General features: G+C 70.2%; 15 protein-coding genes. 6 read left to right on the plus strand and 9 right to left on the minus strand.

What is annotated here, in order from left to right; translation table 11 throughout:
* Genes ACEN9J_RS02475 through ACEN9J_RS02485 form a run of 3 tightly spaced genes read left to right on the plus strand, consistent with a single transcriptional unit; the run spans position 1 to position 1,988 of the window.
* Positions 1-417 (plus strand): DoxX family protein, encoded by a 417-nt coding sequence (locus ACEN9J_RS02475; protein ID WP_057596750.1) that lies wholly within the window; start codon positions 1-3, stop codon positions 415-417.
* Between the two features lie 37 nt (positions 418-454).
* Positions 455-1,006 carry a flavodoxin family protein gene (locus tag ACEN9J_RS02480; RefSeq protein WP_057596751.1) on the plus strand — a complete coding sequence of 184 codons (552 nt, stop codon included), beginning with the start codon at positions 455-457 and terminating at the stop codon, positions 1,004-1,006.
* 52 nt (positions 1,007-1,058) lie between these two features.
* On the plus strand, positions 1,059-1,988 hold the full coding sequence (locus ACEN9J_RS02485) for a pirin family protein (RefSeq protein ID WP_413763200.1): 930 nt from the start codon (positions 1,059-1,061) through the stop codon (positions 1,986-1,988).
* A 3-nt stretch (positions 1,989-1,991) separates the two neighbouring features.
* Here the strand turns inward: ACEN9J_RS02485 and ACEN9J_RS02490 are convergent, their stop codons facing one another.
* Positions 1,992-2,459 carry a GNAT family N-acetyltransferase gene (locus ACEN9J_RS02490; RefSeq protein WP_261207279.1) on the minus strand — a complete coding sequence of 156 codons (468 nt, stop codon included), beginning with the start codon at positions 2,457-2,459 and terminating at the stop codon, positions 1,992-1,994.
* 142 nt (positions 2,460-2,601) lie between these two features.
* On the opposite strand from ACEN9J_RS02490, the gene ACEN9J_RS02495 reads away from it, so the two are divergent.
* Positions 2,602-3,015 (plus strand): hypothetical protein, encoded by a 414-nt coding sequence (locus tag ACEN9J_RS02495; protein ID WP_057596754.1) that lies wholly within the window; start codon positions 2,602-2,604, stop codon positions 3,013-3,015.
* Between the two features lie 2 nt (positions 3,016-3,017).
* Here ACEN9J_RS02495 and ACEN9J_RS02500 read toward each other — a convergent pair whose 3' ends face one another.
* From ACEN9J_RS02500 to ACEN9J_RS02520, 5 genes are all read right to left on the minus strand, one after another.
* The gene (locus tag ACEN9J_RS02500) at positions 3,018-4,577 is read right to left on the minus strand and encodes a tripartite tricarboxylate transporter permease (protein ID WP_057596755.1); all 1,560 of its coding nucleotides are present in this window, start codon (positions 4,575-4,577) and stop codon (positions 3,018-3,020) included.
* 4 nt (positions 4,578-4,581) lie between these two features.
* Positions 4,582-5,103 (minus strand): tripartite tricarboxylate transporter TctB family protein, encoded by a 522-nt coding sequence (locus ACEN9J_RS02505; RefSeq protein ID WP_261207303.1) that lies wholly within the window; start codon positions 5,101-5,103, stop codon positions 4,582-4,584.
* Between the two features lie 101 nt (positions 5,104-5,204).
* A complete protein-coding gene (locus tag ACEN9J_RS02510) occupies positions 5,205-6,764 on the minus strand; it encodes a sensor histidine kinase (RefSeq protein WP_413763201.1) in 1,560 nt (519 codons plus the stop codon).
* Positions 6,724-7,431, minus strand: coding sequence for a response regulator (locus tag ACEN9J_RS02515; RefSeq protein ID WP_413763202.1), 708 nt, complete (start codon positions 7,429-7,431; stop codon positions 6,724-6,726). Before ACEN9J_RS02515 ends, ACEN9J_RS02510 begins: the two co-directional genes overlap by 41 nt.
* A 15-nt stretch (positions 7,432-7,446) precedes the next feature.
* On the minus strand, positions 7,447-8,241 hold the full coding sequence (locus ACEN9J_RS02520) for a sulfurtransferase (protein WP_413763203.1): 795 nt from the start codon (positions 8,239-8,241) through the stop codon (positions 7,447-7,449).
* A gap of 129 nt (positions 8,242-8,370) precedes the next feature.
* Here ACEN9J_RS02520 and dnaE point away from each other — a divergent pair, with 129 nt between their 5' ends.
* Together dnaE and ACEN9J_RS02530 are read left to right on the plus strand one after the other, a co-directional pair.
* The gene (dnaE, locus tag ACEN9J_RS02525) at positions 8,371-11,889 is read left to right on the plus strand and encodes a DNA polymerase III subunit alpha (protein ID WP_413763204.1); all 3,519 of its coding nucleotides are present in this window, start codon (positions 8,371-8,373) and stop codon (positions 11,887-11,889) included.
* 124 nt (positions 11,890-12,013) lie between these two features.
* Complete coding sequence (locus ACEN9J_RS02530; protein ID WP_082321843.1) at positions 12,014-12,409, plus strand: YgiW/YdeI family stress tolerance OB fold protein; 396 nt, start codon at positions 12,014-12,016, stop codon at positions 12,407-12,409.
* Here ACEN9J_RS02530 and ACEN9J_RS02535 read toward each other — a convergent pair.
* The 3 genes from ACEN9J_RS02535 to ACEN9J_RS02545 all read right to left on the minus strand — a co-directional run bounded on the left by ACEN9J_RS02535 (position 12,384) and on the right by ACEN9J_RS02545 (position 20,612).
* On the minus strand, positions 12,384-17,591 hold the full coding sequence (locus tag ACEN9J_RS02535) for a DUF4011 domain-containing protein (RefSeq protein WP_413763205.1): 5,208 nt from the start codon (positions 17,589-17,591) through the stop codon (positions 12,384-12,386). The genes ACEN9J_RS02530 and ACEN9J_RS02535 overlap by 26 nt on opposite strands.
* Positions 17,588-18,814 carry a M48 family metalloprotease gene (locus ACEN9J_RS02540; protein WP_413763206.1) on the minus strand — a complete coding sequence of 409 codons (1,227 nt, stop codon included), beginning with the start codon at positions 18,812-18,814 and terminating at the stop codon, positions 17,588-17,590. The genes ACEN9J_RS02535 and ACEN9J_RS02540 overlap by 4 nt, the downstream gene beginning before the upstream one ends.
* 67 nt (positions 18,815-18,881) lie before the next feature.
* Complete coding sequence (locus tag ACEN9J_RS02545) at positions 18,882-20,612, minus strand: peptidoglycan D,D-transpeptidase FtsI family protein (protein ID WP_261207401.1); 1,731 nt, start codon at positions 20,610-20,612, stop codon at positions 18,882-18,884.
* Positions 20,613-20,769 lie beyond the last annotated feature (157 nt).

Below are 20,769 nucleotides of genomic sequence, written 5' to 3' on the forward strand. Positions count from 1 at the left end.
ATGGCAACCACCACCACCCCCAACGGCGCGCAGGACACGCTGGCGCTGATCGGCCGCATCCTGATCGCCTACCTGTTCATCCCGGCCGGCATCGGCAAGCTCATGGGCTTCGGCGGCACCGTGGGCTACATCACCTCGGCCGGCCTGCCCTTGCCCGAGGTGGCGGCGGCGATCGCGATCGTGGTCGAGCTCGGCCTGGGCATCGCGCTGCTGCTGGGCTTCAAGACCCGCTGGACCGCGATCGCCATGGCCATCTTCACGGTCGCGACCGCGCTGTTCTTCCACAAGTACTGGGCCGTGCCCGACGCGATGAAGATGGCGCAGCAGATCAACTTCAACAAGAACATCGCGATCGCCGGCGGCCTGCTCGCCTTCGCCGCCTTCGGTCCCGGCCGCTTCAGCATCGACAAGCGCTGATCCCCGCATCCATTCCCATCGCAAGGAGCCACCGAACATGAGCAACATCGTCGTCGTCTTCCATTCCGGCTACGGCCATACCCAGCGCGTGGCGCAAGCCGTGGCCGACGGCGCGGGCGCGCAGCTGCTCGCCATCGACGCGGACGGCAACCTGCCCGAGGGCGGCTGGGAGACCCTGGCCGCGGCCGACGCCATCATCCTGGGCTCGCCCACCTACATGGGCGGCGTTAGCTGGCAGTTCAAGAAATTCGCCGATGCATCGTCGAAGGTCTGGTACACGCAGGGCTGGAAGGACAAGCTCTTCGCGGGCTTCACCAACAGCGCCACCATCAACGGCGACAAGGTCACGACCATGACCTACCTGTGGACGCTCGCGATGCAGCACAGCGGCATCTGGGTCAGCATGGGCATCCTGCCGACCAACAACAAGGCCGCCACGCGCGATTCGACCAACTACATCGGCGGCTACGGCGGCCTGCTGACGCAGTCGCCCTCGGACGCGAGCCCGGCCGAGATTCCCCGCGGTGACCTCGACACCGCGCGGTCTTTCGGCGAGCGCGTGGCCGCGGTGGCAAGATCGCGCGGCTGACCATCGCCTGAGCGGGCCGCCCCCGGCCCGGGGCACCCACGGAGAGAACACGATGACCGAAGCCACCCCCACCACCCGTTTGCTGCAACCGCACGACAAGGACCTGGGGGGCGGCTTCAACGTGCGGCGCCTGCTGCCCGCGGCCGTGCGCCGCTCGGTCGGCCCTTTCGTGTTCTTCGACCATTTCGGCCCGGCCACCGAGCAGCCGGGCCATGCGCACGACGTGCGCCCGCATCCGCACATCGGCCTGGCCACCGTCACCTACCTGTTCGAGGGCGCGATGATGCATCGCGACAGCATCGGCAGCGTGCAGGAGATCCTGCCGGGCGCCATCAACTGGATGACCGCGGGCCGCGGCATCGTGCACTCCGAACGCAAGCCCGAACGCCTGCTGGCCGAGACCTTCGTCAATCACGGCCTGCAGCTGTGGGCCGCGCTGCCGCAGGCCCATGAGGAAGTGGAGCCCGCCTTCGAGCACACCGCGGCCGATGCGATCCCCGCGCTGTTCGAGCAGGGCGTGGGCGTGCGCGTGCTGGTGGGCGAGGCCTTCGGCGCGCGCTCGCCCGTCACGACCTTCTCGCGGACCGTCTACCTCGACATCGCGCTGCCGGCCGGCGCGAGCTTCGCGCTGCCCGCGCTGGCGCCCGAGCTCGCGGTCTACCCGATCGATGGCGACATCGGCCTCGACGGCGTGGCCGTGCCGATGCACACCATGGCCGTGCTGGCCGACGGGCAGGGCGCCAACCTCACGGCTCCCGTGACCGCGCCGGTGCGGCTGGTGGTGATCGGCGGCGAACCGCTCGACGGGCCGCGCTACATCACCTGGAACTTCGTCTCGAGCCGGCGCGAACGCATCCTGCAGGCCGGCGAGGACTGGGCCGCGCAGCGCATGGGCCACGTGCCCGGCGAGACCGAGTTCATCCCGCTGCCGGGCAAGCCCTTCGGCGTGCGCGAGCCCGACACGGGCAGCACGCCCACCTGAGTTCTACAGCGCGAGCTTGTAGCCCTCGTGGCTCGCCACGAAGCCCAGCCGCTCGTAGAAGCGATGGGCATCGGGCCGGCGCTTGTCGGTCGTGAGCTGCACCAGGGTGCAGCCCCGCTCGCGGCAGCGCGCGATCGCCCACTCGAACATCCGCTGGCCCAGCCCCGCATCGCGCCGCTGCGCCGCGATGCGCACGGCCTCGATCTGGCCGCGCCATGCACCCTGGCGCGCGATGCCCGGAATGAACGAGAGCTGCAGCGTGCCGACCACCGTGTCGCCCTCGGTCACCACCACGAGCTGCTGGTTCGCATCGGCCGCGATGGCCTCGAAGGCGGCGACGTAGCGCGCATCGACGGCAGCGGGTGAAGCACCCGCGGCCTCGCGTTCGCGGCCCAGCGGATCGTCGGCGAGCAGGGCGACGATGGCGGCCAGGTCGGTGCGCGTCGCGGTTCTGAAAACTATTGGGTTCACTTGTGAAACTCTGTTGCATCGTCGCGCGCCAGTTGGCGCGAAACGTCATCGCCCGATAGTAAAGTGCGCCCGCCGCGAGGGAGGGAACACCGGCCCCGCGACCCACAATCACAACGACGTTGAAGAAAGCGAGCGAGGCGAGATGGCGATTCAGAAGACACCGGAAACGGCACCGGGCGAATACGGCGACCTGTTCGAGTTCCTGATGAAGGAGCTCAAGCTGTTCCAGCGCAAGCTGCTGGTGATGCTCAAGCACGTGAAGACCGGCGAGTCGCAGGTCTACAAGCAGGCCTGGTACGACTTCCACCTCAAGGACCGCCTCACGGCACTGCTCAAGGCCGAGGACTATGCGGCGGTCGCGCAGCTGCCGGTCAACAAGGCCGGCCAGACCGGCATCTACATCGAGACCCGCTACGTGAAGTCGGGCGAGGTGGTGGGCTTCCAGCTGGTGGAAGCGCGGCCGCACGAGGGCGGCCGCTACGTGGGGCTCACGCCGGCCGCGGTCTACACCGAGGCCGACGGGCGCCGCGTGCTGGCCTTCGCCGAAGGCCTCTGAAACTACTTGCCCAGCGTCACCGCTTCGGCCGGTGGCGCACCGTCGGGCGCGTCGGGCAGCAGCTGCGACTTGCGGCGCGAACCGCGCCAGGCCGAGTAGCCCACGCCGATCAGCAGCAGCACGCACAGCCCGATGAAGGTGCCGCTGATCGGGCGCGTGACGAACACCGACATGTCGCCGCGCGAGAGCAGCAGCGCGCGGCGGAAGTTCTCCTCCACCATCGGCCCGAGCACGAAGCCCAGCAGGATCGGCGCGACCGAGAACTCGAGCGACATCAGCAGCGCGCCGATGATGCCGAACACCAGCACCTCCCAGATCTGGAACAGGCTGTTCTGCGTGCTGAAGACGCCCACCGCGATGAAGAACATCGCCGCCGGGAACAGGTACTTGTAGGGCACCTTCAGGAGCTTCACCCAGACCCCGATCAGCGGCACGTTGAGCACCACCAGGATCACGTTGCCGATCCAGAAGCTGGCGATCAGGCCCCAGAAGATGTCCGGGTGCTCGGTGATCAGCTGCGGGCCGGGCTGGATGCCCTGGATCAGCAGCGCGCCGAGGATCAGCGCCATCACCGCGTCGCCCGGGATGCCCAGGCTCATGGTCGGGATGAAGTCGACCTGCGTCTTCGAATGCGCAGAGGCCTCGGGCCCGGCCACGCCTTCGATCATGCCGGTGCCGAAGGCCGCGGGCGTCTTCGACACCTTGCGCTCGAGCGCATAGGCGATGAAGGTGGTGATGGTCGGGCCGGTGCCCGGCATCGCGCCGAAGATCGTGCCCACGACGGTGCCGCGGATCATGGCGGGGAAGGCGCGCTTGAGCTCTTCCTTGCTCGGGCGCATGTCGCTGAGCTTGAGCGTGCCGGTGTCGCCGATGCTCTTCATGCGGTTCACGTTGAGCAGGAAGTCGGCCACGCCGAACAGGCCCATCGAGATCGCGACCAGCTCGAGGCCGTCGCTGAGCTCGGGCAGGTCGAAGGCGAAGCGGAAGCTGCCGCTGTTGACGTCGGTGCCGACCACGCCGCACAGCAGGCCGAAGACCGTCATCGCCACGCCCTTGAGCGCCGAGCCGCGCGACATGGTCGAGCCCGCGAGCAGGCCCAGCATCATGATCGAGAAGATCTCGGTCGGGCCGAACTTGAACGCGATCTGCACCAGCAGCGGCGAGGCGAAGATCATCACCACGATGCCCACCGAGGCGGCGAAGAACGAGGAGATCATCGTCACGCCGAGTGCCACGCCGCCCTTGCCCTTCTTCGTCAGCGGATAGCCGTCGAGGCAGGTCACCGCGTGCGGCGGGTGCGAGGGCATGTTCATCAGGATGGCGCCGATCGCGCCGCCGTACTGCGAGCCGTAGAAGATGCCGGCCAGCATCAGGATGGCGGGCACCGGGTGCATCACGTAGGTGAGCGGCAGCAGGATCGAGATGGCCTGCAGCGCGCCCATGCCGGGCAGCACGCCGATGAGGTTGCCCACCAGCACGCCGAAGAAGGACCACAGCAGGTTGGAGCCCTGGAACGCGACGCCGAAGCCGAACCAGAGGTCGTGGAGCGATTGTCCGATCATGGTCTCAGCCTCCCCACTGGAACAGCGGCAGTTGCAGGCTCAGCGCCCACCAGAACACCACCACCGCGATGACCATCATCGCGAGCGCGAGCAGGAAGGCCTCGCGCAGCGTGTTGTCGCGGTCGCCGAGCGCCGAGATGAACACGATCGCGAAGGTCGCGGGCAAGAGCCCGCCGTATTCGCCGAGCAGCAGGAACGAGAGGATGCCCAGCACGATGCAGACGCAGCCGCGCAGGTCGGGCAGGCCGGCGGGATGGCCGTGCGAGCCCGCGGCCTCGGGCGCCGGCTGCTGGCCGCGCGCCGAGATCACCATCAAGAGGCCGATGAAGGCCAGCAGCAGCCCGAGCGCGACCGGGAAGAAGCCCGGTCCCATGTGCGCGAGTTCGCCGACGCGGTAGCCGTAGCCGGCGTAGGCGGCGGCCAGTCCGACGATCACCATCAGGGCCCCGCCGTAGTAGTCTTTCTTGAATGTCGATGGGGCGCGCGATGCCTGCGAGGCCGCGCCACCACCCGTGCTGTGCTGCATATGTCTCCTTCGGGCTGAAGCGATGCAGTCTAGGAAGCGGGGCTTTCAATCCCCTTTCGCAACACGCTTGCAAGGGCCTTCGGGGCCCAAAATACGTGTTATCACGTACGAGCGAGCGGCAATCGGAGGATCGCGCGCAGCCCGCCGCCGTTGGCGCTCTCGGGCATGTCGGCGCTGTCCAGCAGGATCTCGCCGCCGTTGCGCCGCGCATAGCCGCGCGCGATGGTGAGGCCGAGGCCGGCACCCTGCATCGCGGGTGCGCCCGGGCCCTGCGAGGCCGGGTCGCGCTGGAAGCGCTCGAACACGCTGGCGCGCCGTTCGGGCGCGATGCCCGGGCCGCTGTCGCAGACCTCGGCCAGCGCCTGCGAGGCATCGCGCCGCACCGTCACCGTGATGTTGCCGCCGCGCGGCGTGTACTTGATCGCGTTGTGCACCAGGTTCGCGAGCAGCTCGTGCAGCTCGGCGGGGTTCGCGCGCACCGGGAGCACGGGCGAGGCCGCGTCCTCCTCCTCGTCGGGCGCGGCGAGGCCCTCGGTCGCGGTGTCGCCGCGCGCGTCGACCCAGCCCAGGTCCTGGTCGTGCTCGCGCGCGAGCGGCAGGTACTGCAGCACCACCGCGCGCGCGATCGCGTTGAGGTCGACGATCGCGGGCGCGGCGGCCTCGGTCTCGCCCTCGTGCGTGGCATGCGCGAGCGCCAGCAGCTGCTCGCTCAGGCGCCGCGTGCGCGCGAGCTGCGCGACGATCGCATGCAGCGATTCGCGCATGCGCTCGGGGTCGGTCTCGCGCACCGCGTAGCCGGCCTGGATCGACAGGATGCCCAGCGGCGTGCGCAGCTGGTGCGAGGCATCGGCGAGGAACTGCGAATGCTCGGCCACCATGCGGCGATGGCGCCCGATGTGGTGGTTGACCGCGTCGACCAGCGGCACCACCTCCTGCGGCACGCCGGCCGGATCGAGCGGCTGGATGTCGTCGCGCGCGCGTTCGCGCAGCGACCGGCGCAGCCGCTCGAGCGGGCGCAGGGTCCAGGCCACGCCCAGCCACACCAGAAGCGCCATCACCACCACCATGCGCGCGGCGCGCAGCAGCTCCTGGCGCAGCGATTCGTCCTGCGCGCGCCGGCGCGGGCCGGTGCCTTCGGCGGCCTGGATCAGCACGGTGTAGGCGCTGCCCGCGTGGCTGTTGTAGACCGTCTGGCGCAGCGCGGCCACGCGCACCGGATGCTGCTGGTAGGTGGCGTCGTAGAACACCGGCGCGCCCTCGGGGCCGCCGCTCCTCGGCGGCGGCGCGGGCAGGTCGGGCACGCCCATCAGCGTCTGCTCGGTGCCGGTCTCGCCCCGGACCACCGGCGCCGCGCCCACGTGCAGGTACTTGTAGCGCAGGTGGGTCGACTCGAACATCGCCTGCACCGAGAAGGCCTCCTGCACGCGCACGCTGCCGTCGCTCGCCACCACGATGCCGTTGGCCAGCGCCTGCACGGGCTCGAGCAGGCTCTGGTCGTAGGCGTCGACCAGGCTCTCGGTCAGCGCCTGGTAGTCGCTCCAGCTGTCGAGCGCGAGCAGCGCGACCATGCCCGGCAGCAGCAGCGCCAGCAGGCGCGCGCGGATGCCGAAGCGCCAGCTGTCAGTGGGGGAGGGCGACGGTGCCGGCGCGTGCGGGTCCATCGGCGATGCCTTCGAGCATGTAGCCCAGCCCGCGCACGGTGACGATGCGCACATCGCTGTCGGCGAGCTTGCGCCGCAGCCGGTGCAGCACCACCTCGATCGCATCGGGCCCGGCGGTGCTGTCGTTGGTGAACACCTTGCCGAACAGCTGCGACTTGCCGACCGGCGAGCCGCTGCGCATGAGCAGCGCGCTCAGGGCCGCGTGCTCGCGCGGCGTGAGCGCCAGCAGCGTGCCGCGCAGCGTGAAGGCATGGCTCTCGCCGTCGTAGGCCAGCGAGGCGCACTGCAGCCGCGGATGCTGGCGGCCGCGGCGGCGCCGCACCAGCGCGGTCAGCCGCGCCTCGAGCTCGACCAGCTCGAAGGGCTTGGTGAGGAAATCGTCGGCGCCCAGATGCAGCCCGCGCACCCGGTCCTGCAGCGCGCCCTGCGCGGTGAGGATCAGCACCGGCGTGCGGTCGTCGGCATTGCGCATGTCGGCCAGCACCGCGAGGCCGTGCTTGTCGGGCAGCCGCAGGTCGAGCACCACCGCGTCGTACTCGGTGCCGGCCATGAAGGCCTCGGCTGTGCGCGCATCGGGCGCATGGTCGGTGACGAAGCCGCCCTGCGTGAGCGCGCGCACCAGCCAGGAGGCCATGTCCAGTTCGTCTTCCACCAGCAGGATGCGCATCGCGGGGAGGTCGGCCTATCGTTTCTTGTGGAGATCGGGGTCTTCGGCGGCGCGCGCGCTGGCCTTGGCCGCGCGGGCGCTGAGGTCGGGCGCAAGCGCCTCGCGGCCATCGAACACGAAGCAGTCGCCCTGGTAGTGGGCGCCGCCTACCAGCTCGAAGTACTTGAGGATGCCGCCCTCGAGCTGCAGCACGTTGTCGACGCCTTCCTCGCGCATCAGGATCGCGGCCTTCTCGCAGCGGATGCCGCCGGTGCAGAAGCTCACCACCGTCTTGCCCGCGAACTCGGCGCGGTGCTCGCGCAGCGCGGGCGGGAACTCGGTGAACTTCTCGATGCGCCAGTCGATCGCGCCCTCGAAGCTGCCGTGGTCGACCTCGAAGGCGTTGCGCGTGTCGAGCAGCGCGATCTCGCGGCCCGCGTCGTCGTGGCCCTGGTCGAGCCAGCGCTTGAGCGTGGGCGCATCCACGCCCGGCGCGCGGCCGGCCGCGGGCTGGATCGCGGGGTGGTCCATGCGGATGATCTCGCGCTTGAGCTTCACGAGCATGCGCCGGAACGGCTGGGCGGCCGACCAGCTGTCCTTGGTCTCGAGGTCGGCGAAGCGCACGTCGGCGCGCACGCCGCCCAGGAAGTCCGCCATCGCGCCGGGCTCGCCGGCCAGAAACATGTTGATACCCTCGGGCGCGATCAGGATCGTGCCCATCAGTCCCAGCGCGCGGCTGCGTTCCAGCAGGCGTTCGCGCAGCGCGGGGCCGTCCTCGATGGCCACGAACTTGTAGGCCGCGATGTTCAATATCTCTTGGGTCTCTTGCACGGCGGGAATTCTAGGCGCCGCTGGTTGACCCGTTCCTGACTCGGGCACTCTCGAACGAGGGGCGGCCCGGGTGTCAATAGGGGCCGCGCCAACTCACATCGTGGAGGCCCGCCTTCCTACAATGGACGGATGTTCGTTCACCTGCGTCTGCACACCGAGTTCTCCGTCGTCGACGGCACCAACCGCATCGACGAAGTCGTCAAGGCCGCCGCTGCCGACAAGCAGCCCGCGATGGCCATCACCGATCTCAACAACCTGTTCGGCGGGATCAAGTTCTACAAGGAAGCGCGCGGCAAGGGCGTCAAGCCCGTGATCGGCGCCGAGATCTTCCTCGAGGGCATGGGCAAGGATGCCGCGACGCTCACGCGCATCGTGCTGCTGGTACAGAACAAGCAGGGCTACCTCAACCTCTCGGAACTGCTGGCGCGCGCCTGGACGCAGAACGTCGGCCGCGGCCAGGCCCAGGCGGCCTGCAAGCTCGAATGGGTGGAGGAACTGCAGGGCGGGCTGATCGCGCTGTCGGGCGCGCAGGCCGGTCCGCTCGGCGCGCCGCTGGCCGCGGGGCAGGGCGAACGCGCGGCCGAGCTCGCGCTGCGCCTCGCGGGCATCTTCCCGCACCGCTTCTACATCGAGCTGCAGCGCGCCGGCCGTCCCGAGGACGAGCCGCACGTGCTGGCCGCGGTGCAGCTGGCCGCGCGACTGGGGCTGCCGGTGGTGGCCACGCACCCGGTGCAGTTCGCCGCGCGCGAGGACTACGAGGCGCACGAGGCGCGCGTGTGCATCTCCGAGGGCGAGATCCTCGGCAACCCGCGGCGCGTGCGCCGCTTCACGCCCGAGCAGTACTTCAAGTCGAGCGCCGAGATGCAGGCGCTGTTCGCCGACATCCCGAGCGCGCTGGCCAACACGGTCGAGATCGCCAAGCGCTGCAGCCTGACGCTGGTGCTCGGCAAGCCGCAGCTGCCCGACTTCCCCACGCCCTTCGTGAGCGAAGGCGTGCGCATGCCGATCGACGAGTTCTTCCGCCAGGAATCGTTCGAGGGGCTCGAGAAGCGCCTCGAACACCTGTTCCCCGACGTGGCCAAGCGCGACGCGCAGCGGCCGCGCTACGTCGAGCGGCTCGAGTTCGAGATCAACACCATCCTGAAGATGGGGTTCCCGGGCTACTTCCTGATCGTGGGCGACTTCATCAACTGGGCCAAGCAGAACGGCTGCCCGGTCGGCCCGGGCCGGGGCTCGGGCGCGGGCTCGCTGGTGGCCTATGCGCTGAAGATCACCGACCTCGATCCGCTCGAATACAACCTGCTGTTCGAACGCTTCCTGAATCCCGAGCGCGTCTCGATGCCCGACTTCGACATCGACTTCTGCCAGGGCAACCGCGACCGCGTGATCGACTACGTGAAGGACAAGTACGGCCGCAACGCCGTGAGCCAGATCGCGACCTTCGGCACCATGGCCGCGCGCGCGGCCATCCGCGACGTGGGCCGGGTGCTCGACATGAGCTACATGTTCTGCGACGGCATCAGCAAGCTGATCCCGAACAAGCCCGGCATGTCGGTCACGCTGCAGTACCCGCCGGCGCAGAAGATCGAGGGCGACAAGAACAACTACGCGCTCGAGATGGAGCCGCAGCTCGCGGAGCGGCTCGAGAAGGAGGAAGAGGTCAAGACCGTGGTCGAGCTGGCGCAGAAGCTCGAAGGCATGACCCGCAACATCGGCATGCACGCCGGCGGCGTGCTGATCGCGCCCGGCAAGCTCACCGACTTCTGCCCGCTCTACCAGCAGCCCGGCAGCGACTCGGCCGTGAGCCAGTACGACAAGGACGACGTGGAGGCCATCGGCCTCGTGAAGTTCGACTTTCTGGGCCTGGCCACGCTGACGATCCTCGAGATCGCGCGCGAATTCATCATGAAGCGGCACAAGGGCCGCGAGAACTTCGCCTACGAGAACATTCCGCTCAACGACGCGCCGACCTACCGGCTGTTCTCCGAGGGCAAGACCGAGGCCGTGTTCCAGTTCGAATCGCGCGGCATGCAGGGCATGCTGAAAGACGCGCGGCCGACCCGGCTCGAGGACCTGATCGCGCTCAACGCGCTGTACCGCCCGGGCCCGATGGACCTGATCCCCAGCTTCGTGGCGCGCAAGCACGGCCGCGAGGACGTGGAGTATCCGCATCCGGCGGTGGCCCAGATGCTCTCGGAGACCTACGGGATCATGGTCTACCAGGAGCAGGTGATGCAGACCGCGCAGATCCTGGGCGGCTATTCGCTCGGCGGCGCCGACCTGCTGCGCCGCGCGATGGGCAAGAAGAAGCTCGAGGAGATGGCCGAGCACCGCGAGAAATTCCGAGCGGGCGCCCTGAGCACGCACGGCATCGCGCAGGACAAGGCCGACGAAATCTTCGACCTGATGGAGAAGTTCGCGGGCTACGGCTTCAACAAGTCGCACGCCGCCGCCTACTCGCTGCTGGCCTATCACACGGGCTGGCTCAAGGTCCACTACACGGCCGAATTCTTCTGCGCCAACATGACGGTGGAAATGGACGACACCGACAAGCTCAAGGTGCTGTTCGAGGACGCGCAGAAGAACTTCGGCCTGACCTTCGAGCCGCCGGACGTGAACCGCGGCAACTACCGCTTCGAGCCGGTCACCGACAAGGTCATCCGCTACGGCCTGGGCGCCGTCAAGGGCACGGGCCAGCTCGCGGTCGAGGCCGTGGTGCGCGCGCGAGAGGAGGGCGGTCCGTTCAAGAGCCTGTACGACTTCTGCGTGCGCATCGATCGCCAGCGCATCAACAAGCGCACGGTCGAGGCGCTGATCAAGGCCGGTGCCTTCGATGCCATCCAGCAGAACCGCGCCTCGCTGATCGCCTCGGTCGACCGGGCCTTCGAATTCGCCAACGCGACCGCGGCCAATGCCGCGCAGGTCGACATCTTCGGCGACAGCGAGCACGGTTCGGCCGCGGCCGAGCCCGATCTGGTCGATGCCACGCCCTGGGGCGTGAAGGAACGGCTGACCTTCGAGAAGACGGCGGTCGGCTTCTACCTGTCGGGCCACCTGTTCGACGAGGTCTCGCACGAGGTGCGGCGCTTCTGCAAGCGCGAGATCACCGACCTGCTCGACAGCCGCGACCAGCAGGTGATCGCGGGCATCGTGAGCGACTTCCGCGTCATCAACGGCCAGCGCGGGCGGCTCGCGATCTTCAAGCTCGACGACAAGTCCGACTCGATCGACGCCACCGCCGACGAGGCGCTGATGAACGCCAACCGCAACACGCTCAAGGACGACGAGCTGGTGATCGTCTCGGGCCGGCTGCAGCCCGCGCGCGGCGGCTTCGAGGCGCGCTTCCAGGTGCAGCAGGTCTGGGACCTGGCCGGCGCGCGTTGCCGCTTCGGCAAGTTCTTGCGCGTGGCGGTCAACGGCAAGGCGCCCGACATCGCGCGCCTGCTCAAGGACTTCCCGGCGCGCACCGAGCAGAGCGAGCATGGCGAGCTGGTGCAGGGCCTGCCGGTGCGCCTGTCGATGGCGCGCGGCGGCGCGCAGGTCGAGCTGCAGCTCGGCGAGCGCGCGAAGTTCTTCCCGACCGATGCGGCGCTCGCGAGCTGGACCGCGCAGGCCGAGGCGGGCAAGGCCGCGGTCATCTACGAATAACCGCGCGCCGCGCAGGGGCGGCAAAAAGCGATATGGGGAACTCCGCGCGGCCTGGGCCTTCTTACCGGGGGCAGGCTTCGCGCCTGCGCGTTTTCAACCGGCAGTTCGAGGAGGAACATTCGCCATGCCACACAAGACCGCAACCGGCACCCGCAACGCATCCATCAAGCAGGCCTTCCTGGCCGCCGCCGCGCTGGCGCTGTCGCTGCCCCTGAGCAGCCTGGCCCAGTACAGCGGCCCGAGTTCGGTGCCCGCCATGACCGTCAAGCAATTGCTCGACACCGGCAAGGACGACCAGCACGCCACCTTGCGCGGCTTCATCGTCTCGCACGACGGCGGCGAGCGCTACACCTTCGCCGACGACACCGGCCGCATGAAGGTCGAGATCGACGCCAAGCACTTTCCGCCCGGCGTGAAGATCGACGACAAGGTGCGCGTCGAGATCACCGGCGAGTTCGACAAGGACCTCGTGGGCAACAAGGTCGAGCTCGACGTCAAGCAGCTGGTCGTGGTGCGCTGAGCGCACCTTTCCCGGCCAGCGCGTGCTCGATCCCGTCGAGCACCGCCTCCGGTGCGTGCAGCCAGTCCTTCGCGAGCACCTGCCGCACCTCCCAGCCGAAGGCATCGAGAATCCGCGGGCGCGAGACATAGCGCTCGAGCACGTTGCGGTTCTCGTAGTGGGCCGCCGTGTCCACGAGGATGCCGAGCGCGTAGTGGCTGTCCCCCGCATCTGAACCCGTGCCGGCGGCACGGATCGCCAGGTCGCAGCGAAAGCGCGACTGGCCCACCTGCTCGTCCACCGCATGGCCGCGCGCGCGCAGCGCGGCCGCGAGCTGCACGCTCACCGCGTCGGCCGGCACGTGGCCTGCCCGCGCCGCGCCGCGCGTCAGCGGGTTCATGCCCTCGAGCACGCGCGTGGCGGTCGCATCGTCGCCGCGCGACAGGCACTCGGCATAGCGCAGGAAATTCTTCAGCGCCGCGGCGCCCTCGTTGTGGTCGTTGGTGATCGCCTCGTGGCGGATCGTCGAGACCACCGCCATGTGGTGGCGCGCGCGGCTGAAGATCACGTTGAGCCGCTTCTCGCCGCCGCGCTGGTTGATCGGCCCGAAGTTCATCAGCATGCGGCCCTCGGCATTCGGGCCGTAGCAGATGCTCAGCAGGATGATGTCGCGCTCGTCGCCCTGCACGTTCTCGAGGTTCTTGATGAACAGGCCGCAGAACTGGTCGTCCTCCTCGCGCACGTACTCGGCCTCGAGCCGTGCCGCGAACTCGGCGTCGGTCGCGGCGAGGCTGTCGAGCTCGGCCTCGATCTCGCCCTGCTGCGCTTCCGAGAAGGCCACGATGCCGAGGCTGCGCCCGGTGCCGCGGCGCAGCAGCTCGCGCACCAGCTGCGCGATGTGGCGCGCCTCGCCGCTGTTGCGGCGGCTGTCGTAGACCGCGTCGGTCACGCGGTGGAAGCTGATGGCGCGCGAGAGCAGCGCATCGGCCTGTGCGGCCACCGACTCGGCCGAGGCGGCGCCCGACCGCACCAGGATCTCGGCGCGCGTCTCGCTCGGCAGGCTGCGGTCGGGGATGGTGTAGAGGTTGCCCGCGTAGAAGGCCGCGTTCGAGAAGCCGATCAGCGACTCGTAGCGGCTGCGGTAGTGCCAGGCCAGCAGGGTGGCCGGCAGGTTGCGAGCGCCCTGGTTCAGCAGGCTGTCGGCATCGAGCACCACCGCGATGCGGTCGCCCTCGTTGTCCTCGTCCTCGACCGACACGGTCTGGTCCTCGGCATCGCGGCCCGACGAGAAGAAGCTGGTCGGCGGCAGCTGCATCTCGTCGCCCACCACGATGATCTGCGGCGCGCGGTAGAGCGCGGGCACCGCTTCCTCGACCGGGATCTGGCTCGCCTCGTCGAAGATCACCACGTCGAACAGGTCGGCCGCGAGCGGCAGCGTGTCGGACACCGACAGCGGGCTCATGAGCCAGATCGGCTTCATGTCGCGCACCACCTGGCCGGTCTCGCCGCTCGCGAGTTCGCGGATCGCCTTGTAGCGCATGGTCTTGCCGAACTCGTGCTCGAGTTCGCGGCGCCCGGCGTTGTAGCTCTTCTTGAAAACCTTGCCCTCGGCATCGAGCTGGCTCGCGGGCAGGGCGCTCTTGTGCACATGGTCGCGGAAGCGCTGGCGGACGGCGGCGGCCAGCGTGCGCGCATTGCGGCCGAGCAACTGGCGCTCGGCATCGCCCAGGCGCTGCGCATGGCGCGCGAGCGTGGCTGCATCGAAGCGCGGCAGCCAGCGCTCGGTGCGGTAGACGCGCTCGAGGCCCTCGCGCGCGACCGCGAACTCGATCGCCTCGGGCGCGAGCGGCAGGCCGCGCAGCGCGGCGGCCACGGCCGGGTCGGCATCGGCGAGTTCCTGCAGCGGCGCGAGCACCGCGGGCAGGGCATCGGCCTGGTCGTGCAGCGTGCGCGCGAGCTCTTCGAGCGTGGCCAGCGGCAGGCTCGCCGGGTCGTGGACCAGGTCGCGCCACAGCGCATCGAGCGCGTCGCAGCGTGAGCCGGTGGCGACCAGGCGTTCGACGTCGCGGCTCGCGCCGGGTGCGCTGCGCAGATGGGCCTGGAAGGCCACGCGCAGGCTGCCGGCATCGTCCAGGCCGCGCAGCACCTGCATCTGTTGCGCATAGGCCTCGGGATCGGTGCAGCCGTAGTCGGCTTCGAGCTGCGCGGCCTGCTTCCGCAGCGCGGCGCGGGCCGTGTGTTCGGCCAGCAGTTCCTCGAGCAGCTGCGCGGGCTTGGGCCGCACCGCATGCGCGGCGAAGTCGTAGCGGCGCTTGAGTTCGCCCGTGAGCCGCCACCACGAAGGCTGGAGGAAGCGCAGCAGCGAGTGCTGCTGCGCGCGGGCCTGCGCGAGACCGGCCTCGGTGTCGGCGGGCGATAGCCTGTCGCGCCAATGGGCCGTGCGCTGCAGCTTCTCGTCGAGCGCCTGCTGCAGGCCGCGGCGTTCGGCCAGCGCGGCATTCAGCGCCTGGCTCGCGGGATGGGATGCATCGAGCAGCGCGAGCTGCCCGCGCGCGGCCAGCGTCGCGACGCGGCGCGCATCGGCCACCAGCGCGAGCGCGTCGCGCCATGTCACGCCGGCTTCGGCCAGCGGCGGCCAGGCCTCGACCAGCGCATCGCGGCAGGCCCCGCTTTGCGCCGCGGCGCGTTCCGAGCCTTCGACCAGCGCGGCCAGCGGCTTGGGCTGGCGCAGCAGCGCGGGCGCGAGCAGCGCGAACGGATGCTGCGCGAGCGTGGGTGCGTCCAGGCTCTCGATGACGGCCAAGTGCAACCGCGCGGCCAGCTCGGCATGGCGGCGCCATGCCGCATAGTCGGGCAGGGCCTCGGCCTGCAGCGGCGTGAGCTTCGGATCGACGGCCTTGAGCGCGACCAGCCGCGCCACCAGTTCGCGCAGCGTGACGGCCAGGTGCGCGGGCACCTCGCGCATCGCGGCATCGAAGCGCTCGAGCGCGCGCAGGTCGAGGTCCATCGCATCGAGCAGCCGCGTGCGTTCGCCGCCCTCGGCCTCGAGCGTGGAGGGCGCCTCGAGCCACTGCTCATAGGTCTGGCGCAGGTTCTGCACGAAGGCCTTCTTGTCGCCCTGCGAGTCGTGGATCATGCAGCACAGCTCGTCCAGCCCCTGCTGGCGCAGGCGGTGGAACACCACGTCGATCGCGGCGCGCTTCTCGCAGACGAAGAGCACGCGGCGGCCGCGCCCCACGTAGTCGGCGATCAGGTTGGTGATGGTCTGCGACTTGCCGGTGCCCGGCGGCCCCTGGATGATGTAGCTGGCCCCGGTGCGCGCCAGCGCCACGGCGGCGGTCTGGGTCGCGTCGGCCTGCACCACCGGCCATTGCTCGGCCAGCGGCAGCACGGCAGGCGTCTCGGTGTCGACCTGGCGCGGCTGCAGCGAGAACACGCGGTCGAAGGCCTCGCTCGCCATGTCCGATTCGACCAGCCCGCTGTAGTCGCGCACCAGCGACATCTTGCGGTGGTTGAAGTTGCCGAGCGTCACGGCCGTGAGGTCCACGTCCCACTGGTAGGGATTGCCGGCGTTCTCGCGCAATGCGAAGGTCTGGCGCTCGGCCTCGGCGGGCGCCATCTGTGGTGCGCGTGGCGTCGGGCGCGCCCCCACCGCGCCGGCCAGCGGCAACGGCACGCGCTGCACGCGGGCATGGAACAGCTGCAGCCCGCGCGGGCGGAAATCGTCCTGCGCGTAGCTGTAGTCGGTGGCCGCGATGGGCGCGGCCGAGGGCGCGCGTTCGCGCACGCGCCGCTTGAACTGCTCGAGCCGCTGGCGCGCGCGCTGGTGGATCAGCGCGATCTCGGGTTGCCGCAGCAGCCGCAACTGCACGCCGGGCTCGGTGCGCGCGATCTGCGCGGCCAGCTCGGCATGGAACTGCTCGATCGAGGTCTCGCGCAGGTCGATGCTCTCGGGCAGCACGATGCCGTAGAGCTGGCGCAGGTGATGCCGCAGCGTCGGGTTGACCTGGGCCTCGGGGCCTGCGGCCTCGAGCAGGTACTGGTCGCGCACGCCCTTCTTGCGCGAGAGGTCCACCGGCAGCATCAGGAGCGGCGAGACGATGCGCTCGTCGGCGTCCTCCTTGAGGTTGTGCCAGCGCAGGAAGGCGATCACCAGCGACAGTTGCGACAGGCCGTACTCGGCGCGGTCGCGCCGCGCTTCCTGCAGGATGCGGTCGAGCGCACCGGGCAGGTAGGGCTGGTCCTCGAAGCGCAGCCAGCGCGCGAGCGGCACCGGGTCGCCGCTCGCGACCTCGGCGGCGAAGCGGCCGTCCCACACGCAGAGCTGGTCGACGCGGATGCTCTGCAGGTCGACCACCAGCGGCACGCTGGCCACCGTGAGGTTGACGTGCGCCTGCGTGGGCTTGAAGTACAGCAGCCGGTTGCGCCGCGAGAGGTCGAACAGCCGGTCGCGCAGGTGCAGCTGGATCGCCTGGCGGCGCTGGCCCGCGCCGTCCTTCGGGTTCGCGAGGCGTTCCAGGCCCAGGTCCAGCGGCTGGTCGCGGTAGGTCTCGAGGCGGCGGATCACCGAGGGCAGGTCGCGCGCGCGCTCGTGGCGGTCGAGCGCCGTCATCTCGACGATCACCGCGGCCAGCACCGGGTGCAGCCGGCGGTTGATCTCGAACAGGTTGCCGCGGTGCTCGGCGAAGCGCGCGAGCTCCTCGCCCTGCGTGAAGTCGAGCCCGCAGGCCAGGCTGGCCAGCACCTGGCCCAGGCACAGCATGTCGCTGAGCGCGTCGTGGTGCGCGAAACGCTGCTCCCAGGCGCCGTAGCCGGGCAGGTAGGCCGGGCGCTGCGGCACGGTGTCGGGCGTGGCCTCGGGCAGCACCTCGAGGTTCTCGCGCGCGACGCCGATGCCGCCTTCGACGGTGACGCGCTCCTCGCCCACCACGCGCAGCACCGAGGCCATCGGGCGCTCGAGCGGCGCGATCGCCTGCGGGTTGCGCTTCGGCTCGGCGCCCGCGGGCTGGGCCAGTTCCAGCGCGGGCACCTCGTTCACGCGGTAGGCCATCGCATGGCCCAGCGCGGCGACCCGGCCCTGCTCGTGCAGCGCCGAGACCTCGCGCAGCAGCGGCAAGGCGAGGGCCAGCACGTCGTCGGTCTGCAGGCCGCCGTGCGCATCGGCGGTGTCGAGCAACTGCAACAGCGGTGCGATGCCCGTCATGCCGTGGCGCTCCGTGCGTGCTGGGCCCGGGCCTTGTCGAGCACGCTGGCGGCGTCGCGCTTGACGCGCGCGAGCGTGCGCCTGGCCAGCTTGAGGTCCTGCGCGAGCCGCTGTTCGAAGGGCGCGGCGCAGCCCAGCGGCTCGGCCAGCGCGAGCGCCGCGGCCAGCGCGGCATCGTCGAGCTCGGGATCGGCCGCGACGAAATCGACCAGCACGCTGGCCATGTAGTCGTGCAGCCCGGCGGGCAGCGGATCGGGCGGCGGCGGCGCCACGGCCTGCGGCAGCGAGGGCACGAAGCCCGGGAAGAAGCGCCGCGCATGCGCAAGCAGCGCCTCGGACTGCATGAAGGGCTCGCGCAGCAGCCGCGCGACCACGGCGCGCGTCAGGCCACCCACGCGTTCCTGGCCCAGCACGTCGAGCGTGGCGAGGTCGAGCGGGCCTTCGAGCGCGCCGGCCAGCCAGGCATCGGCCTGCGGATCGCGCTCGCTCCACAGCCGCAGCGCGCGGGCGCGCACGAAGACCTCGGGATGGCTGGTGCCGCGCGTGGCCGCCTCGGGCCCGGCGCTGATCTCGTCGGCCTGGCGCAGGTAGCTCGCGGCGTGGACCTGCGCGAGGCCGGTCTGCACCTTGACCAGCGCGCTCACCGCGGGCTCGAGGGCGCCGCAGCCCACGCAGGCGCCGCGATCCGCGAAGGCCTCGGTGTAGAGGCTGTGGCGCCGCGCGGTCTGCAGGTGGCTCGCGTCGGCGCGCGGATCGGCCGCGGTCGCCTGCAGCAGCCGGTCGACCGCCAGGTGGCGGCCTTCGTCGCGCGTCCACAGCAGGTGGTGGGCCAGTTCGTGGCCGAGCACGGCCTGCAGCTCGGGCCCCTGCAGCCGCTCGAGCAGCGGGCCCGAGAGCACGATGTGGGCCTCGCCCGGCAGCGTGTGGATGGCGGCGTTCATCGCGCCGTCCTGTCCTTGGTAGAGGGTGATGGGCACCGTGACGCCGAGCCGTTGAGCGACCAGCGCGGCATGCGCGTGCAGCTCGGGATGCGCGTCGGCGTCGAGCCGGTACGACTGGCGCAGCAGCTCGGCACGCACGGCGGCCGCATGCTCCTCGCGCGCCTCGGCCGAGGCGGCCCAGCGCCAGGCCTCGGGCTCGTTCGCCTGCAGGTGGGCGGCCAGCGCCTGCTGGTAGGGCAGTGGAACGAGGTCGCCGAGCGCGACGGGAGAGGAGTCGACCATGTCGGGATCGCCGGTAACAAGAGTTGCCGACGATCCTAAACGAGCACCGTGGCGGCGCCGTCCTTCGTCAGTGCGCCATCGGCGCGACCGCGAGGTCGGGCAGCACGTTCATGATGCGCAGGGTCTCCTGCACCACCTGGCTGAACACCGGCGCGGCCACCAGCCCGCCGAAGTACTTGCCGGCGCCGGGCTCGTCGACCATCACCGCGACGATGATGCGCGGCTTGTCGATCGGCGACATGCCGGTGTACCAGGCGCGGTACTTGTCGGAGGCATAGCCCTTGCCGACCTGCTTGTGGGCGGTGCCGGTCTTGCCGCCGACCGAATAGCCCATGGTCTGGGCCAGCGGCGCGGTGCCGCCGGGCGCGGCCGCCAGGTGCATCATCTGGCGCACCTCGCTGGCCACCAGCGGCGAGAACACCTGCACGCCCGTGGGCGGCGTGCCGTCGTTCTTCAGCAGGCTGACCGGGATCACCTCGCCGTCGTGCGCGAAGGCGGTGTAGGCATGGGCGATCTGGAACAGCGAGGCCGACAGGCCGTAGCCATAGGACATGGTGGCCTGCTCGATCGGCCGCCACGACTTCCACGGCCGCAGCCGGCCGGTCACCGCGCCCGGGAACACGGTCTGCGGCTTCTGGCCCAGGCCGACCGCGGTCAGCGAGTTCCACATCTCCTGCGCCGACATGCGCTGCGAGATCTTGGTGGCGCCGACGTTGCTCGACTTCTGGATCACGCCCTCGACCGTGAGCACGCCGAAGTTCTCGTCGTCGTGGATGGTGGCGCCCGAGACGGTGATGCGTCCCGGGTTGGTGTCGATGATGGTCTTGGGCGTGACGCGGCCGAGCTGCAGCGCGGTCGCGATGGTGATCGGCTTCATGGTCGAGCCGGGCTCGAAGACGTCGGTCATGGCGCGGTTGCGCAACTGCTCGCCGCTGAGGTTGCGCCGGTCGTTGGGGTTGTAGCTCGGGTAGTTGGCCATCGCCAGCAGCTCGCCGGTGCGCGCGTCGACCACCACCACGCTGCCGGCACGGGCCTTGTTCGCGACCACGGCGTCGCGGATCTTCTCGTAGGCCACCGATTGCACGCGGTCGTCGATGCTCAGCTGGATGTCGCGCCCGTCGGTCGGCGGCACCTGGTCCTCGGTGTCCTCGACGATGTGGCCGAGCCGGTCCTTGAGCACGTGGCGCGAGCCGGCCTTGCCGGCCAGGTCCTTGTCGAAGGCCAGCTCCACGCCTTCCTGGCCGATGTCCTCGACGTTGGTGAAGCCGGCCAGGTGGGCCGCGGCCTCGCCCTCGGGGTACTGGCGGCGGTAGTCGCGGCGCAGGTAGAGGCCCTTGATGCCGAGCGCCGCCACCTGCTTGGCGACCGACTCGTCGACCTGGCGCCGGATCCAGACGAAGCTCTTGTCCTCGTCCTCGAGCTTCTTGTCGAAGTCCTTCTGCGGCATGCCGAGCAGCCGTGCCGCCTCGTGCAGCCGGGCCTGCACGGCGGGGTCGTCGCGCTCGATGTCCTCGGGAATGGCCCAGATGCTGGGCGCGGGAATGTCGGAGGCCAGGATCAGTCCGTTGCGGTCGAGGATGCGGCCGCGGTTGGCCGGCAGCTCGAGCGTGCGCAGGTAGCGCACCTCGCCCTGGTGCTGGAAGAAGTCGTTGTCGAAGACCTGCACGTAGGCCGCGCGCACCGCGAGCAGCAGGAAGCCGAAGGCCACGGCCGCGACGATGAGCTTGCTGCGCCAGACCGGTGTCCTGCTCGCGAGCAGGGGGCTGCTGCCATACCGGATGTGTCCGTTGGGCTTCATCGTTCTTGTGAGGGAGCGCTCTTCCCGCCGTGTTGTTGTGGGCGGTAGAGGGGCCCGGAGGCCGCGAGTTCCGGGCCGGCGCGCGCGCTCATTCGGCGCTAAGAGTGCGGCGGCGCGCCTGCTGCACCGGGCAGGTCGCGCGCGCTCTCCGGTGCCG

This window comes from Variovorax sp. Varisp41, from assembly GCF_047325085.1.
In the GTDB taxonomy this organism is placed as follows: domain Bacteria; phylum Pseudomonadota; class Gammaproteobacteria; order Burkholderiales; family Burkholderiaceae_C; genus Variovorax.

Bases quoted from the DNA above. Each gene is read 5' to 3' on its own strand.
- ACEN9J_RS02500 (WP_057596755.1), bottom strand. From the start codon at position 4,577: ATGATCGGACAATCGCTCCACGACCTCTGGTTCGGCTTCGGCGTCGCG.
- ACEN9J_RS02515 (WP_413763202.1), bottom strand. From the start codon at position 7,431: ATGCGCATCCTGCTGGTGGAAGACGAACTGGACATGGCCTCCTGGCTG.
- dnaE (WP_413763204.1), top strand. From the start codon at position 8,371: ATGTTCGTTCACCTGCGTCTGCACACCGAGTTCTCCGTCGTCGACGGC.
- ACEN9J_RS02535 (WP_413763205.1), bottom strand. From the start codon at position 17,591: ATGACGGGCATCGCACCGCTGTTGCAGTTGCTCGACACCGCCGATGCG.
- ACEN9J_RS02495 (WP_057596754.1), top strand. From the start codon at position 2,602: ATGGCGATTCAGAAGACACCGGAAACGGCACCGGGCGAATACGGCGAC.
- ACEN9J_RS02480 (WP_057596751.1), top strand. From the start codon at position 455: ATGAGCAACATCGTCGTCGTCTTCCATTCCGGCTACGGCCATACCCAG.
- ACEN9J_RS02510 (WP_413763201.1), bottom strand. From the start codon at position 6,764: ATGGACCCGCACGCGCCGGCACCGTCGCCCTCCCCCACTGACAGCTGG.
- ACEN9J_RS02530 (WP_082321843.1), top strand. From the start codon at position 12,014: ATGCCACACAAGACCGCAACCGGCACCCGCAACGCATCCATCAAGCAG.
- ACEN9J_RS02540 (WP_413763206.1), bottom strand. From the start codon at position 18,814: ATGGTCGACTCCTCTCCCGTCGCGCTCGGCGACCTCGTTCCACTGCCC.
- ACEN9J_RS02475 (WP_057596750.1), top strand. From the start codon at position 1: ATGGCAACCACCACCACCCCCAACGGCGCGCAGGACACGCTGGCGCTG.
- ACEN9J_RS02505 (WP_261207303.1), bottom strand. From the start codon at position 5,103: ATGCAGCACAGCACGGGTGGTGGCGCGGCCTCGCAGGCATCGCGCGCC.
- ACEN9J_RS02485 (WP_413763200.1), top strand. From the start codon at position 1,059: ATGACCGAAGCCACCCCCACCACCCGTTTGCTGCAACCGCACGACAAG.
- ACEN9J_RS02545 (WP_261207401.1), bottom strand. From the start codon at position 20,612: ATGAAGCCCAACGGACACATCCGGTATGGCAGCAGCCCCCTGCTCGCG.